The sequence below is a fragment of the Paenibacillus aceti genome (genome assembly GCF_003614185.1).
Lineage (GTDB): Bacteria > Bacillota > Bacilli > Paenibacillales > Paenibacillaceae > Fontibacillus > Fontibacillus aceti.
The window spans coordinates 1946760-1959546 of record NZ_KZ987724.1 but is presented as its reverse complement, the minus strand read 5'-3'; the positions used below and the strand labels follow the sequence as shown (position 1 = coordinate 1959546).

17 protein-coding genes are annotated in these 12787 nt (G+C 51.1%); all 17 read left to right on the top strand.

Features of this window, described 5'->3' with window-relative positions; all coding sequences use genetic code 11:
• Positions 1-12 precede the first annotated feature (12 nt).
• The 17 genes from plsY to BFJ94_RS08570 all read left to right on the top strand — a co-directional run bounded on the left by plsY (position 13) and on the right by BFJ94_RS08570 (position 12752).
• Positions 13-624, top strand: a complete 612-nt coding sequence (gene plsY / locus BFJ94_RS08650; RefSeq protein ID WP_120462295.1) for a glycerol-3-phosphate 1-O-acyltransferase PlsY — start codon at positions 13-15, stop codon at positions 622-624.
• Complete coding sequence (locus BFJ94_RS08645; protein ID WP_120462294.1) at positions 617-1657, top strand: NAD(P)H-dependent glycerol-3-phosphate dehydrogenase; 1041 nt, start codon at positions 617-619, stop codon at positions 1655-1657. Before plsY ends, BFJ94_RS08645 begins: the two co-directional genes overlap by 8 nt.
• A 107-nt stretch (positions 1658-1764) precedes the next feature.
• The gene (locus BFJ94_RS08640; protein WP_120462293.1) at positions 1765-2037 is read left to right on the top strand and encodes a stage VI sporulation protein F; all 273 of its coding nucleotides are present in this window, start codon (positions 1765-1767) and stop codon (positions 2035-2037) included.
• Between the two features lie 250 nt (positions 2038-2287).
• Positions 2288-2467 carry a DUF2768 family protein gene (locus BFJ94_RS08635; RefSeq protein WP_120465162.1) on the top strand — a complete coding sequence of 60 codons (180 nt, stop codon included), beginning with the start codon at positions 2288-2290 and terminating at the stop codon, positions 2465-2467.
• Positions 2468-2505: 38 nt separating this feature from the next.
• A complete protein-coding gene (locus BFJ94_RS08630) occupies positions 2506-3135 on the top strand; it encodes a nucleotidyltransferase family protein (protein ID WP_229717070.1) in 630 nt (209 codons plus the stop codon).
• Between the two features lie 21 nt (positions 3136-3156).
• Positions 3157-3501 carry a 2Fe-2S iron-sulfur cluster-binding protein gene (locus tag BFJ94_RS08625; RefSeq protein ID WP_120462292.1) on the top strand — a complete coding sequence of 115 codons (345 nt, stop codon included), beginning with the start codon at positions 3157-3159 and terminating at the stop codon, positions 3499-3501.
• 22 nt (positions 3502-3523) lie between these two features.
• Positions 3524-4273, top strand: a complete 750-nt coding sequence (locus tag BFJ94_RS08620; RefSeq protein WP_229717069.1) for a YphF family lipoprotein — start codon at positions 3524-3526, stop codon at positions 4271-4273.
• Positions 4274-4659: 386 nt separating this feature from the next.
• Positions 4660-6138, top strand: a complete 1479-nt coding sequence (spoIVA, locus tag BFJ94_RS08615) for a stage IV sporulation protein A (protein ID WP_120465159.1) — start codon at positions 4660-4662, stop codon at positions 6136-6138.
• Between the two features lie 340 nt (positions 6139-6478).
• Entirely contained in the window at positions 6479-6751 is a 273-nt protein-coding gene (gene hbs, locus BFJ94_RS08610; RefSeq protein WP_068781750.1) for a non-specific DNA-binding protein Hbs, read from the top strand.
• 96 nt (positions 6752-6847) lie between these two features.
• Entirely contained in the window at positions 6848-7108 is a 261-nt protein-coding gene (mtrB, locus tag BFJ94_RS08605) for a trp RNA-binding attenuation protein MtrB (protein WP_120462291.1), read from the top strand.
• 82 nt (positions 7109-7190) lie between these two features.
• Positions 7191-7724: a hypothetical protein gene (locus BFJ94_RS08600; protein ID WP_120462290.1), complete on the top strand. Its 534-nt coding sequence runs from the start codon at positions 7191-7193 to the stop codon at positions 7722-7724.
• A 110-nt stretch (positions 7725-7834) separates the two neighbouring features.
• Positions 7835-8704: a heptaprenyl diphosphate synthase component 1 gene (locus BFJ94_RS08595; protein ID WP_120462289.1), complete on the top strand. Its 870-nt coding sequence runs from the start codon at positions 7835-7837 to the stop codon at positions 8702-8704.
• 15 nt (positions 8705-8719) lie between these two features.
• Positions 8720-9439, top strand: coding sequence for a demethylmenaquinone methyltransferase (locus BFJ94_RS08590; protein WP_120462288.1), 720 nt, complete (start codon positions 8720-8722; stop codon positions 9437-9439).
• Positions 9439-10308 carry a UbiA-like polyprenyltransferase gene (locus BFJ94_RS08585; protein ID WP_120462287.1) on the top strand — a complete coding sequence of 290 codons (870 nt, stop codon included), beginning with the start codon at positions 9439-9441 and terminating at the stop codon, positions 10306-10308. Before BFJ94_RS08590 ends, BFJ94_RS08585 begins: the two co-directional genes overlap by 1 nt.
• Positions 10308-10934, top strand: a complete 627-nt coding sequence (locus BFJ94_RS08580) for a UbiX family flavin prenyltransferase (RefSeq protein WP_498043778.1) — start codon at positions 10308-10310, stop codon at positions 10932-10934. Before BFJ94_RS08585 ends, BFJ94_RS08580 begins: the two co-directional genes overlap by 1 nt.
• A complete protein-coding gene (locus BFJ94_RS08575) occupies positions 10915-11781 on the top strand; it encodes a menaquinone biosynthesis protein (RefSeq protein WP_120462286.1) in 867 nt (288 codons plus the stop codon). Before BFJ94_RS08580 ends, BFJ94_RS08575 begins: the two co-directional genes overlap by 20 nt.
• Complete coding sequence (locus BFJ94_RS08570; protein WP_120462285.1) at positions 11778-12752, top strand: polyprenyl synthetase family protein; 975 nt, start codon at positions 11778-11780, stop codon at positions 12750-12752. The genes BFJ94_RS08575 and BFJ94_RS08570 overlap by 4 nt, the downstream gene beginning before the upstream one ends.
• Positions 12753-12787 lie beyond the last annotated feature (35 nt).

Below are 12787 nucleotides of genomic sequence, written 5' to 3'. Positions count from 1 at the left end.
GAGGACGACAAGTTGATTTTATCCGTCATTGCAGTTCTTGCTTCTTATTTACTAGGCTCGGTTAGCTTCAGTGTTGTGATTGCCAAGGCGCTCAAGGGAATTGATATACGTCAGCATGGCAGCGGGAATGCCGGCGCGACGAATACGCTCAGGGTGCTCGGCACAGGTCCGGCCATTCTTGTGTTGACGCTCGACGTGCTGAAGGGGATCGCTGCGGTCTGGATCGGCCGCTGGCTCGGAGACGGCTCGGTCTGGGTGCCGGCCCTTTGCGGGATAGCCGTCATTATTGGACATAATTGGCCGGTCTACTTCCGCTTTCGCGGGGGCAAAGGGATCGCCTCAACGATCGGTGTGATGGCTTCCCTATTCTTCCTGCCAGCACTGTATGCCGGGATTATCGCTATTCTATCTATCGTATTCACGAGATATGTATCGCTGGGATCTTTAATCTTCGTGCTGTTAACTCCTGTTTTTCTCGTGATTAGCGAGGGGATTGGCCCTTATTTCTGGGTCAGCCTGTTGATCTGCCTCTTTGCTGTGTGGAGACATCGGACGAATATCGTCAAGCTGGTGCAGGGCAAGGAGAATAAGCTAGGTTCTAAGGGAGGGAAACGTGTTGGCTAGGAAGGTAGCTGTGCTGGTAGCAGGTAGTTGGGGAACCGCGCTCGCGAGTGTGCTGGCTGACAAGGAGATGGATGTTGTCATTTGGACTCGAAATGAGTCGCAAAGGGATGAGATCAATCAACTCCATCATAATGATCGTTTTTTGCCAGGGGTTACTCTATCCCCTAATTTGACGGCCACTACAGATATGCAAGAGGCGATGAATGGGGCAGAGGCTGTCGTCATCGTCGCCCCTTCGGCCGCTGTTCGCGAGGTTGCCCGGCAGTTGCGTCCATATTGGACAGAGGATATGCTGGTGGTTCACGCCACCAAGGGCTTTGAGATCGAATCGCTTAAGCGCATCTCGACGGTAATTTCCGAGGAGCTTGGGTGTGATGAGGGACGGATTGTCGTATTGTCCGGCCCGAGCCATGCGGAGGAAGTCGTGAAGCGCTGTCCGACGACAGTAGTCGTTGCGGCACTGGACGAATCCCAGGCAATTCGCGCCCAGGATCTGTTCATGAACCCTTATTTCCGCGTCTACACGAACCGCGATATGGTCGGGGTTGAAGTTGCTGGGGCGCTGAAGAATATCATTGCGCTCGGTGCAGGGATGTCGGATGGTCTTGGCTTTGGCGATAACGCCAAGGCTGCTCTGCTCACACGCGGACTTGCTGAAATTACCCGCATCGGCGCTGAGATGGGCGCTAATCCGCTTACTTTTGCCGGTCTGGCCGGGGTTGGCGACCTGGTCGTTACAGCGACGAGCCGTCATAGCCGGAACTGGCGGGCGGGGTACATGCTCGGCGAAGGCAAGAAGCTCGATACGGTGCTAAGCTCGATGGGTATGGTGGTGGAAGGAATTCGTACGACCAAGGTGGCCCATACGATCTCTAGGAAGCTTAACGTACAGATGCCGATTACTCAGCAGCTCTATCAGGTACTGTTCGAGGATCTGGACCCGAGAACCGCAGTGGAGGCGCTGATGGGTCGCGATAAGAAGACGGAGATGGAGCTTATGTCCATCGAAACCTGGGAGACCTGGCATAAATAAAACAATAGCTCCAATGCTCGCTGACACAGATCTGATCTTGGAGTCTACTCACCTTTTTCGTCTTGTTCTCATATTATGGGAAGGAGGACAACGGAGGAGGCGAACGAATGAACAATTTTTCCAAGGATGCTCTGGGTGCCATTAATAAAAAAACGGGTAAAAATATAACAGAAGGCACAGTCAAGAAGCTGGCCAGCAATGTCAAACCATCGACAATGCAGAATGAAGCTGAACTGCGTAAGCTGATCAAGCAAGTATCGGCAGCAGCCAAAGTGCCTGTTACGGAGAGCACGATCAATGAAATTGTCAGTGCAGTGAAGAAGAGCGGTATGAATACGAGCAATATGCAAGCATTGATGAAGATGATGATAAAGAAGTAACTTGGCTAACTGAATTAGTTAGGAATAGTCCTGCAGGAGAGTTATAGATGTTGAACATCAGTTCAGCTGATATAAATTTCTGTAGGGCTTTTTTGTTGTTATATTTTGTAATGATGGCATAGCCTGTTTCCGGTCGAAATGCTATAATATTCATCATATCAATCGGTGGAAATTTATAGCGCGTGTTCAAAAGTTCGGGTTTTAGTCCCTTTTTGAACAACCTCTTAATAGGAGTGTATGAACAATGGTTCTGGATGCAATGACCAAGATGTGGCTGTCGATCGCTGCGATTCTCGTCATGGGCTTGTCCGTATTCCTGATTACGTTGGCAAGAACCAAGACGAAGGGACTGCTCAGAGGAATTCTTTCATTGATCGCTTTTGTAATTATGCTGGCGGGCTTTCTGACAGGACTTGTATCGATTACATAACCGCCGATTCGGGATGGATAAGGAAAAGAGGGAATAACATGACAGATGGGATCGAGTCAGACATCATTAAGTATCCCGGGATGGTCCCTGCGTTGACAGAGCTGGAGGCCCGATTAAGCAGTGTGGAAGGAATCTGGCTGCTCGGGGGGAGCTGCAGCCTCATGCTGCAGGAAGTAGCCCTTTCGGCTTCACCTCGGGACATCGATGTGTACACCGATGTGGATGATGCGGGGCGGGTCCATGCGCTATTACAGGATATCGCGGTCGATGAACCCCGCTTCGATCAGACGGAGCGCTATGTCTCTTTGCTGAGCCACTATTCAATGGACCGAATTTCCATAGAGTTGGTCGGTGGCTTCGAGGTGAAAGCGGAGGGGGCGACGTACCGGACAGAGATTGCCGACGTACTGGCCCCATTTGCGCCGCAAGTTGAGCTGCAGGGGCATCCGCTCAGCTTGATGCCGCTCGCCCATGAATTCGTGTTCAATGTGCTCAGAGGGCGCCCAGACCGCTATATTCATATTGCGGACAAGATCCGGAAACAGCCGCAGGAGCATCTGCCGCTGCTGGCGATCCTGTTGGAGCGTAATCATTGGAGCCGGGAGCTAATCGCCAGGATGGCCGAGCTATTGGAGCAGCCGCTGCTGTCATGGTCATGGCGCGAGTAAATGAATTAGGAGGCAAAAGCGGTGAAAGGACAGACGCAGATTGAGTTCAATCCGTCGCATAAGACGGTGAAGGTGCGCCCGGGGACCAGCGTGCTGCGCGCTGCCCGGGAGGCTAGAGTGCATATTACGACGCGCTGTGGCGGCAAGGCCGCTTGCCTGATGTGCAAAGTCAAGGTCGATCCGGAATATTCGCAGGCTCTGATGCCTCCGAATGAGGCTGAGCGGCGTAAGCTCGGATCATTGCTGGAGCAAGGGTATCGCCTAGCCTGTCAGGCGATCATCCGCGGCGACGCAAAGGTAGAGCTGCCGGAGGATCCGCTCAAGGCGGCGATCCGCAAGCAGCTTGAGCAGCAGGAGTTGGACTAAGAGGGAGAGGAGCTTGATCGGATTGAATCAGAGAACGATAAATCGATTATATAGGCCTTTCCTGGCCCTGATCCTGCTTGCTGCACTGCTTATCGGGCTGACGGGATGTATGTACCCTGGTGAGCGTGGGGAAGGGAATAAGAGATCATATAAGGAAAGCGTGGATCGCGTCCAGCGGGCCCTGGATCAATTTCAGGCGGACACCGGTATCCTGCCGATCATTACCGCCGGGCCGGAGACGCCGAGATATGAGAAATTCCGGATCGATCTGGATCAGCTGCATAGTAAGGGTTACCTGGATGAAATCCCTAGCGCGGCGTTCGAGCAAGGAGGTAGCGTTTATTTTCTTGTGCTGAATGAAGAGGTGCAGCCTACGGTCAAGGTGATGGATTTGTTAACCGTGCAGAAGGTGAATGATGTGCAGCGCCTGGTTAACAACTATCGCAGCAAGCATGACGAAGCTCTGCCGCTTCAAGAGGAGCGGGAGGCTTATCCAGGCTTGTTCACGGTAGATTTGAAACGGGCCGGAGCGCAAAATTATAAGGTCAGCAGCGTCTATTCAGGACAGGAGCTGCCCTTTCTCGTTAATAGGGCGGGTACAGTCTATCTCGATTATGCATTTGATATTATGCAAGTAATCGATCATCAGCAGATTAATCCAGGCGCAGATGAGGATCTGAGAACTTATTTAACGGAGCATTCCTATTACGCTCCTGTCAAATCTCTGCCCTATCTATGGCAGGATGATACACCTATAGCAGTTATGGAATAGAGATGTAGAGAAGATTACCGGAATATTTTCTGGCAGTCTTCTTTTTTTATTCGTCATAACTAACCTCATATAATCATATGGATTCAGTGTGGCGGGATTATGCCCGTTTCTGGCGTCCTACGGCGTTTCAAATGAAAAACGGTTTCTCTTGATATTTCCGTCATAAATCCGCGTCTGGTACATATGATGATACTAGTCCAAATGCATGTACGAGTTAACGCCGCTCTCGTTCAGACTCACTCCACAGCGGTTTGCGGCGGCGGGCACGGGCAAGAGGAGCTGCCGCTCCTATTATAGCAGCAGGCGTTAAGGATTGAGAATGGCGAAGCGGATGCTCTCAAGGCATTTTTCCTTCGGCAAAATTTGAGGAGGGGATATCATTGGTATTGGAGAAAGTAGACATTTATAAGGACATTGCCGAACGAACTGGAGGAGACATTTACCTTGGTGTTGTCGGGGCTGTCCGCACAGGCAAGTCCACGTTTATCAAGCGCTTCATGGAAACTGTCGTGCTTCCGAACATTACGAACGAGGCGGATCGGGTCCGCGCTGTGGATGAGCTTCCGCAGAGTGCGGCCGGGAAGACGATCATGACGACAGAGCCTAAATTTGTGCCTAACAATGCGGTGCAGATCAAGGTCTCTGAAGGTCTCGAAGTGAATGTAAGATTGGTAGACTGCGTCGGCTATGCAGTAGAAGGCGCGAAAGGCTATGAGGATGAGAATGGTCCGCGCATGATCTCGACGCCTTGGTTCGAAGAGCCGATTCCGTTCCAGGAAGCGGCCGAGATAGGGACGCGCAAAGTGATTCAGGAGCATTCCACTTTGGGCGTTGTCGTGACGACCGACGGGACGATCGCTGACATTCCGCGTTATTCCTATGTGGACTCGGAGGAAAGGGTAATAGCGGAACTGAAGGAGGTCGGCAAGCCGTTCGTCCTGGTCATCAACTCAACGCGGCCGAACGGTGAGGAGGCTCAGGAGCTTCGCGGAGAGCTCGCCGCCAAATATGATATTCCAGTCATTACGCTCAGTGCGGCCACGATGACGGAAGAAGATGTAACAGGTGTACTGCGGGAAGTCCTGTATGAGTTCCCGGTTCATGAAGTGAACGTTAATCTGCCAAGCTGGGTTATGGTGTTGAATGAGAATCACTGGCTGCGCAGCAATTACGAGAATTCTGTGCGGGATACTGTAAAAGACATCCGGCGTCTGCGCGATGTGGACCGCGTCGTTAATAATTTCATGGAATATGACTTCATCGACCGGGCCGGACTTAGCGGCCTGAATATGGGGCAGGGCGTCGCCGAGATCGACCTCTACGCGCCGGATGACTTGTATGATCATATCCTGATGGAGGTCGTCGGTGTTGAAATCCGCGGCAAAGACCATCTGCTCCAGCTGATGCAGGAATTTACCCATGCGAAGCGGGAGTATGACCGATTTGCGGAAGCGCTGGAAATGGTCAAGACGACGGGCTATGGCATCGCCGCTCCTTCACTTGCCGAAATGGCTCTCGACGAGCCGGAGCTGATCCGCCAAGGGTCCAGATTCGGCGTACGCTTGAAGGCGACAGCACCATCGATCCATATGATCCGGGTCGATGTGGAATCCGAATTTGCGCCGATTATCGGCACAGAGAAGCAGAGTGAGGAGCTAGTCCGCTATTTGATGCAGGATTTCGAGAACGATCCGATCAAGATTTGGGATTCCGATATCTTCGGACGCTCCCTGCACTCCATCGTAAGAGAAGGAATTCAAGGCAAAATTGCTATGATGCCGGATAATGCCCGCTATAAATTACAGGAAACCCTCGGCCGCATTATTAACGAAGGCTCCGGTGGCTTGATCGCTATAATCTTGTAATTTCGTAGCCTGATTTTGTGATCATCCGTGCAGTTTTGAACCGCATCTACTATGATTCCAAATGAATATCCGGTTTCCTCCTCTAGTAACCGTATGCTGCGTAGGCGCTGCATGCGGTTGCTTTTTTGTCTATAAATCAGTTACTTGCATTTAAAGAGCTTGAAAATATTGATTTCCTGTATTACTATAAATTTGTTCCGCGTCACTGAAAAGGGTGTTGAATTTAACTTTTATCAGGAATAAACATGGTAATAACGCGGTTTAACGTATATTCTGCGGCAAAACGGAAACACAGAATATCAGAGCGAAGTATTTTTCTAGATTAGGGAGGTGAATCGTAATGAATAAATCGGATTTGGTATCTAAGGTAGCTGAGAGCACAGAATTGTCCAAGAAGGATGCAACCAAAGCGGTTGACGCTGTATTCGAAGCCATTTCTGAAGCGCTTCAAAGTGGAGACAAGGTACAACTGGTTGGCTTCGGCAACTTTGAAGTTCGCGAGCGTTCCGCACGCAAAGGACGCAACCCGCAAACCGGAGAGGAAATCGAAATCCCTGCGAGCAAAATTCCCGCTTTCAAACCGGGTAAAGCGCTCAAAGACGGAATTAAATAAGATTTCTACATATCTTCTTTTGCGAAGGACCGTGGGCGTTTGTTCACGGCCTTTTCTTTTAAGTAAGATGGTAGTATCGAAAAGGAGCGGTTGATCATGGAGCAGCGGCATCAAGAAAAGGATAATGACGACTGGTCAAATACGAGCGGCGGGGATTATTTCGTTGTGAAGGCCAAAGACCAGGGCGTGACGGTCATCGGCTTAACCCGTGGTAAAGATACGCGGTTTCACCATACCGAGAAGCTGGACAAAGGTGAAGTGCTTATCGCGCAGTTCACCAGTCACACCTCTGCCGTGAAGGTGAGAGGCAAGGCGGTTGTGTACACCAAGCATGGTATTATTGACACGGATGAGTGATTTTTGCGATTGCAGGCATAGCCTGCTTTTTTCTTTTGTACAATGGGAATAGGACTGTGAATACAAAAGAAGGGGCGGCTTCATGAGACGGAAATGGTTGCTTCAAGTGGTAGGTATATCGATTTGCAGTGTCCTGCTTCTGGTCGTAATATCCAGACTGGACAGTCATCTGCTGAAGGAGACGGCAGCGTATACGGTCTTTGCAGAAGGTCAGCCGGAGCTACTAAGTGACGAAAACCTGGTTGACGGCTTGGTTGCCTTGCAGCTTCCGGTGCCGCTCTCCAAGGTGGATCTGGGCGAAGAAATTCTGTCGGTCGATTTGAAGATCGCCGAGGATCAATTCGATAAAAGTCAGATATACTCGGCCATGGCGGAGCTGATCTCCTTCGCGTTCGAGCGCACGACGAATGTTGATCAGCTGCTGCTGCGTATCATCGCTGAAGACCGCTGGCTGGGTACGAGGTATTTGCTGCTGGCTGCAGATGTCCATCGGGATGAGTGGCCGCAGAGGGCACTAGAGCTGCTGAGAAATACCGGGGATGAGGAGCTGCCAGATGATTTGCTGAGCTGGTTCCATATCACCAGGACGAATTTATGGCGGCAGTCTGGAAATTGAAGCAGGTCTTTCGTGCGCTGGGAAATAACATATGATATAATATACAAGATTGTGGCATTGCTATTTTTAAATTTTTGGCATGTCAGTAATAGGTTGCTCGGAGGCAGACGATGAGATTTGATCGCATAACAGAACTGGCAAGAAAGTATGTTGAATATGATATGATTTCAACTCACACGGAGCTTCCGGATTTCCCGGTACCCCGTGTTCATTTGCTTTATACATTTCTGACAGACAGGGAAGGCAGCTCGCAGAAATCAGCCGAGAACTGTGCGTTGGCGGCTTTTCTTGTGCAATCGGGAATGGATACGCATGATCTGATTGATCTTGGCCGGGGGGAACAGAAGGAGAGCAAGATGCGCTCCAGACAACTGAAGGTGCTTGCCGGCGATTATTTCAGCAGTGTATTCTATGCGCTGTTGGCTGGCGCTGGAGAGATCGATATGGTATCGGCGATGAGCTCGGCGATCTGCGAGGTGAACACGCTTAAGGTCAAGCTCTATACCAAGTTGAAGCAAGTGCTGCTATCGGCTGAGGATTATCTGAAGGAGAGCACTCAGGTTAAGATGAGCCTGTTCCTGGCTTTCTCAGGTTTGATGGACAAGTCCAAGCAGAATATCTGGAGATTACTGCTTACGGAGCTAAGCCGCTGTGAAGTGGTACTGGATGAAATGAAGCACAGCTTAAGCATTCCGGATCAGCATCGGGGTTATGCTTATTTACATATTCTGGAGACTGGAACATCTGAGGATAAGGAGCTGTTGCGGCGCCATCCGGTCGGAGAACGGGAATGGGGCTCCATGCTCGTTAAATACAAAGTGAAGGAACAATTGACTGGGATACTTCAGCAATCCGTAGAACGGGTGCAAATGCTGAGCCAGGAGTGCAGGGGAGACAAGCTGCGCGCCGAGGTTACAGCCATGCTGGAGCCATTCCAGGCCGTATTGTCGATACAGCGCCGGCCGGCGCAGGAAGGCTGAGGTGATGACAAGATTATGAGCAATGTATCTTCAAAACCAAAGGAGCAGTATGTCCATTCCGTATTCGAGAGGATCGCTCCTAAATATGATATGATGAATGATCTTATGAGCTTCCGGCGTCATAAGGCATGGCGCAGATTCACGATGAAGAAGATGAATATGCAGCCAGGTGATACGGCTATCGATCTATGCTGTGGTACTTGTGACTGGACGATCAGCATGGCTGAGGCGAGCGGGGGACAGATCACCGGACTCGACTTCAGCGAGAATATGCTGGAGTTCGGGCGCAGGAAGGTGAGCGAGCACGGCCTTGACGAGCGAATTTCACTCGTGCAAGGTAATGCGATGGAGCTGCCGTTCGAGGATAACAGCTTCGATTATGCAACGATCGGCTTCGGGCTTCGGAATGTGCCGGACTTACATCAGGTGCTGCGTGAAATGCGGCGTGTCGTGAAGCCTGGCGGGATGGTCGTATGCCTGGAATTGTCCAAGCCGACCTGGCAGCCGTTCAAGGGCATCTATTATTTCTATTTCCAGAAGATCATGCCGCTGCTCGGCAAAATGATCGCCAAGAGCTACGAACAATATAAGTGGTTACCGGATTCTCTCACGATGTTCCTCGGTCGCGAGGAACTGAAGGAAGCCTTCCGCAAGGCGGGACTTGGGCAGGTTGAGGCCTATCCACTAACCGGCGGAATTGCCGCTCTACATATTGGAATCAAGGAGTCATCCTAATGCTAAAAAAAACGGTCACATTTCTGCAAATGATTAAATTTGAGCATACCATCTTTGCTCTGCCCTTCGCTTTTATGGGGGCGCTGCTCGGCTCGGTAGCTATCCATCATACGCTTCCTTCCTGGGCGCAGATCGGTTGGGTGTTCATGGCCATGTTCGGTGCGCGCAGCGCGGCGATGGGGCTGAATCGCCTGATCGACAGGGTCAGCGACGCGAGGAACCCGCGCACTAAAGGGCGGGCGATCCCTGCCGGTCTACTCAAAATCGGCGAAGTGATATTATTCATTATTTTCTCCTTTGCACTATTATTCTGGGCGGCAGCGGAGCTGGACCCATTGGCTTTCAAATTGCTACCGATCGCTGTCGTGATGCTGGTGCTCTATTCCTATACGAAGCGCTTCACCTGGCTCTGCCATGTTGTGCTTGGGCTTACGGTCGCGCTGGCTCCACTTGGCGGATGGGCGGCAGTGACAGGCAAGGTCGATGCTTCCGCGATGGTGCTCTACCTGACGATCTCCTTCTGGATTGCCGGCTTTGATATTATTTATGCTTGTCAGGATGTGGAGTTCGATGCCAAGGAAGGGTTACATTCCATTCCGGTCAGATTCGGTGTAGCGGGGGCGCTGAGGATCGCCAAGGGGTTCCATATCGTTACCGCCATCGGTTTCATTCTGCTCTTGTTCATGACTAACCTGGGCTGGTGGTACGCCGCTGGCATGATTATCGCTTACTTGATTCTTTTCTATGAGCATCACATCGTATCGCCTACAGATCTCAGCCGCTTGCAGACTGCGTTCTTCAACATGAATGGTGTACTCAGCATCGTAGTCTTCACTTTCACTTTGATCGATCTGGTGGTGCGCAACTAGTGACAGGCTATAACAGACAGAAGGCGATGGTCGTCGGCATCACTGGGGCCAGCGGTTCGATCTATGGGGTGAAGCTAGTCCGGACCTTGCTGGAAATCGGCTATGATGTGCATCTGGTCATCTCGAATGCCGGCTGGCGAGTGATCAAGGAAGAGCTTGGCTGGAATGTAGCGGACCGTGCACGGCTTATAGAAGAGCAATTTGGCGGCTATACCGGAGCATGCATTTACCATCCGATTAACGATATCGGCGCTTCCATTGCCAGCGGATCGTATCTCGTCGAAGGGATGATCATCATGCCTTGCTCGATGGGGACCTTGTCAGCGATCGCGAATGGAGCTTCCGACAATCTGCTGGCCCGGGCAGCTGATGTTATGATGAAGGAGGCGCGTCCGCTCGTGCTCGTTCCGCGAGAGACGCCGCTCCATGCCATCCATTTGGAGAATATGCTGAAGCTGGCACGACTGGGAGTGCGTATGATCCCTGCCATGCCGGCGTTTTATTTTGGCCCAACCAGCATTGATGATTTGGTCGCGTTTCTGGTGGGCAAGGTTCTGGACAATTTAAGAATAGAACATGCTCTATTTACGAGATGGGGGGATCACAATGAACAAGCGGGAGAATGATGACATCCTCATCGGCAAAATTAAATACACGAACTCTTGGCCGATGTTCCATCATTTCAAGCCAGCAGATCTGTCGCAGAAGGCGCGCCTCATCACGGAGGTGCCGTCGATCTTAAATCGTAGGATGCTTGAGGGATCGCTGGATATTTCACCCGTCTCTTCTTTTGCCTTTGGCTATGGGGCGGAGAAGTTCCTATTGCTGCCCGACTTATCGGTCAGCTCTGACGGGCCGGTCAATTCTATCCTGCTCTTCTCGCGCAAGCCTCCGGAACAGATTAAGAACGGAGTCATTGCGTTGACGAATACTTCAGCTACTTCCGTAAACCTGCTGAAGATTATTATGGAGAAGGCTTATGGGGGAAGACCAACTTATTGGGACAGCGAGCCTGATCTGGATCTTATGATGGCGACCAGCGATGCTGCCTTACTTATCGGAGATAACGCGATTTCGGCTTCCTGGCATAACCGGGAGTTTATCGTCACGGATTTAGGGGAAGTCTGGAAACGATGGACCGGCTATGGGATGACCTTTGCGGTATGGGCGGTTCAGCGATCGTTTGCGGATCAGCATCCGCGGCTGCTGGCCGAGATTAGCGAAGCTTTTCAGGACAGCAAACGCCGCAGTCTGGGCGATCTCTCGCCGCTCGTTGAAGCGGCCTGCCGGGAAATCGGAGGAACGCGGCAATACTGGCACCATTATTTCAATAATTTATGCTATGATTTTAATGATCAAGTACAGAACGGTCTAGCCTTATATTTCGCTTATGCTTATGAAATGGGGCTGCTGAAGAATCGGGTTAAGATCAATGTATGGAATGACAATATGCTGACACGGGTGAAAGAATGAAGCTAATAGACATTTTCGGCGCGCTGAAAAAAGATATGGATTTTATTGAACGACAGCTCTATACCAGCATCGAGGGCGACGATGAGCTGCTGAGCGAGACGAGTCTCCATCTGCTGAAGGCAGGCGGCAAACGCCTTCGCCCTGTATTTGTCCTGCTGGGCGGCAAATTCGGACAATATGACCTTGAGAAGCTACAGCATGTAGCTGTACCGCTGGAATTAATCCATTCGGCTTCACTGGTCCATGATGATGTGATCGATGATGCCGCAACGCGCAGAGGCAAGCCTACGGTGAAGGCGAAATGGGATAATCGAATCGCCATGTACACTGGCGACTATATTTATGCGAAAGCTCTGATGATCGCGACGGAGCTGAAGAATCCGGAAATCCATCGTATTCTCGCCAAGGCGATGGTACAGATGTCGATCGGCGAAATGGAGCAGATTCGTGATTTTTTCAATACGGAACAATCGGTTCGCCATTACCTGCTTAGAATCCGCCGCAAGACGGCGCTCTTGATTGCCATCAGCTGTCAGCTGGGAGCGCTTGCTGCAGAGGCTCCCAAAGAGATTCATTCCCTTCTGTACAAGTACGGATACAATGTCGGAATGGCTTTCCAAATCCGTGATGATCTGCTCGATCTATGCGGTACGGAGAAGATGATCGGCAAGCCGCCCGGCAGCGATATGCGTCAAGGCAATATTACACTGCCTGTGCTCTATGCGCTGCAGGAAGACAAGCTTCGGGCGCCTTTGCTGAAGGAAATCCAGGGTATTCATGCCGGTGACGGCAGCGGCGAGGTCTCCCGTGCGATCGAGATGATCGTATCTAGCGACGGAATCGCCCGGGCGGAACAGCTTGCTGACCGGTATATTACCAAGGCGATGGATGCATTGTCTGGACTTCCAGAAATCAAACCGAGAAAGCACCTACAGGAAATCGCTTTATTTATTAACCGACGTACCTATTGATACCACTTAACGGAGATCCCTTTTTCTGATAAAAT

Excerpts from the sequence above, each read along its gene's own strand:
- mtrB (WP_120462291.1), top strand. The coding sequence starts at position 6,848 with ATGGAGCAGCGGCATCAAGAAAAGGATAATGACGACTGGTCAAATACG.
- BFJ94_RS08595 (WP_120462289.1), top strand. The coding sequence starts at position 7,835 with ATGAGATTTGATCGCATAACAGAACTGGCAAGAAAGTATGTTGAATAT.
- BFJ94_RS08640 (WP_120462293.1), top strand. The coding sequence starts at position 1,765 with ATGAACAATTTTTCCAAGGATGCTCTGGGTGCCATTAATAAAAAAACG.
- BFJ94_RS08585 (WP_120462287.1), top strand. The coding sequence starts at position 9,439 with ATGCTAAAAAAAACGGTCACATTTCTGCAAATGATTAAATTTGAGCAT.
- BFJ94_RS08630 (WP_229717070.1), top strand. The coding sequence starts at position 2,506 with ATGACAGATGGGATCGAGTCAGACATCATTAAGTATCCCGGGATGGTC.
- BFJ94_RS08570 (WP_120462285.1), top strand. The coding sequence starts at position 11,778 with ATGAAGCTAATAGACATTTTCGGCGCGCTGAAAAAAGATATGGATTTT.
- hbs (WP_068781750.1), top strand. The coding sequence starts at position 6,479 with ATGAATAAATCGGATTTGGTATCTAAGGTAGCTGAGAGCACAGAATTG.
- BFJ94_RS08590 (WP_120462288.1), top strand. The coding sequence starts at position 8,720 with ATGAGCAATGTATCTTCAAAACCAAAGGAGCAGTATGTCCATTCCGTA.
- BFJ94_RS08575 (WP_120462286.1), top strand. The coding sequence starts at position 10,915 with ATGAACAAGCGGGAGAATGATGACATCCTCATCGGCAAAATTAAATAC.
- BFJ94_RS08600 (WP_120462290.1), top strand. The coding sequence starts at position 7,191 with ATGAGACGGAAATGGTTGCTTCAAGTGGTAGGTATATCGATTTGCAGT.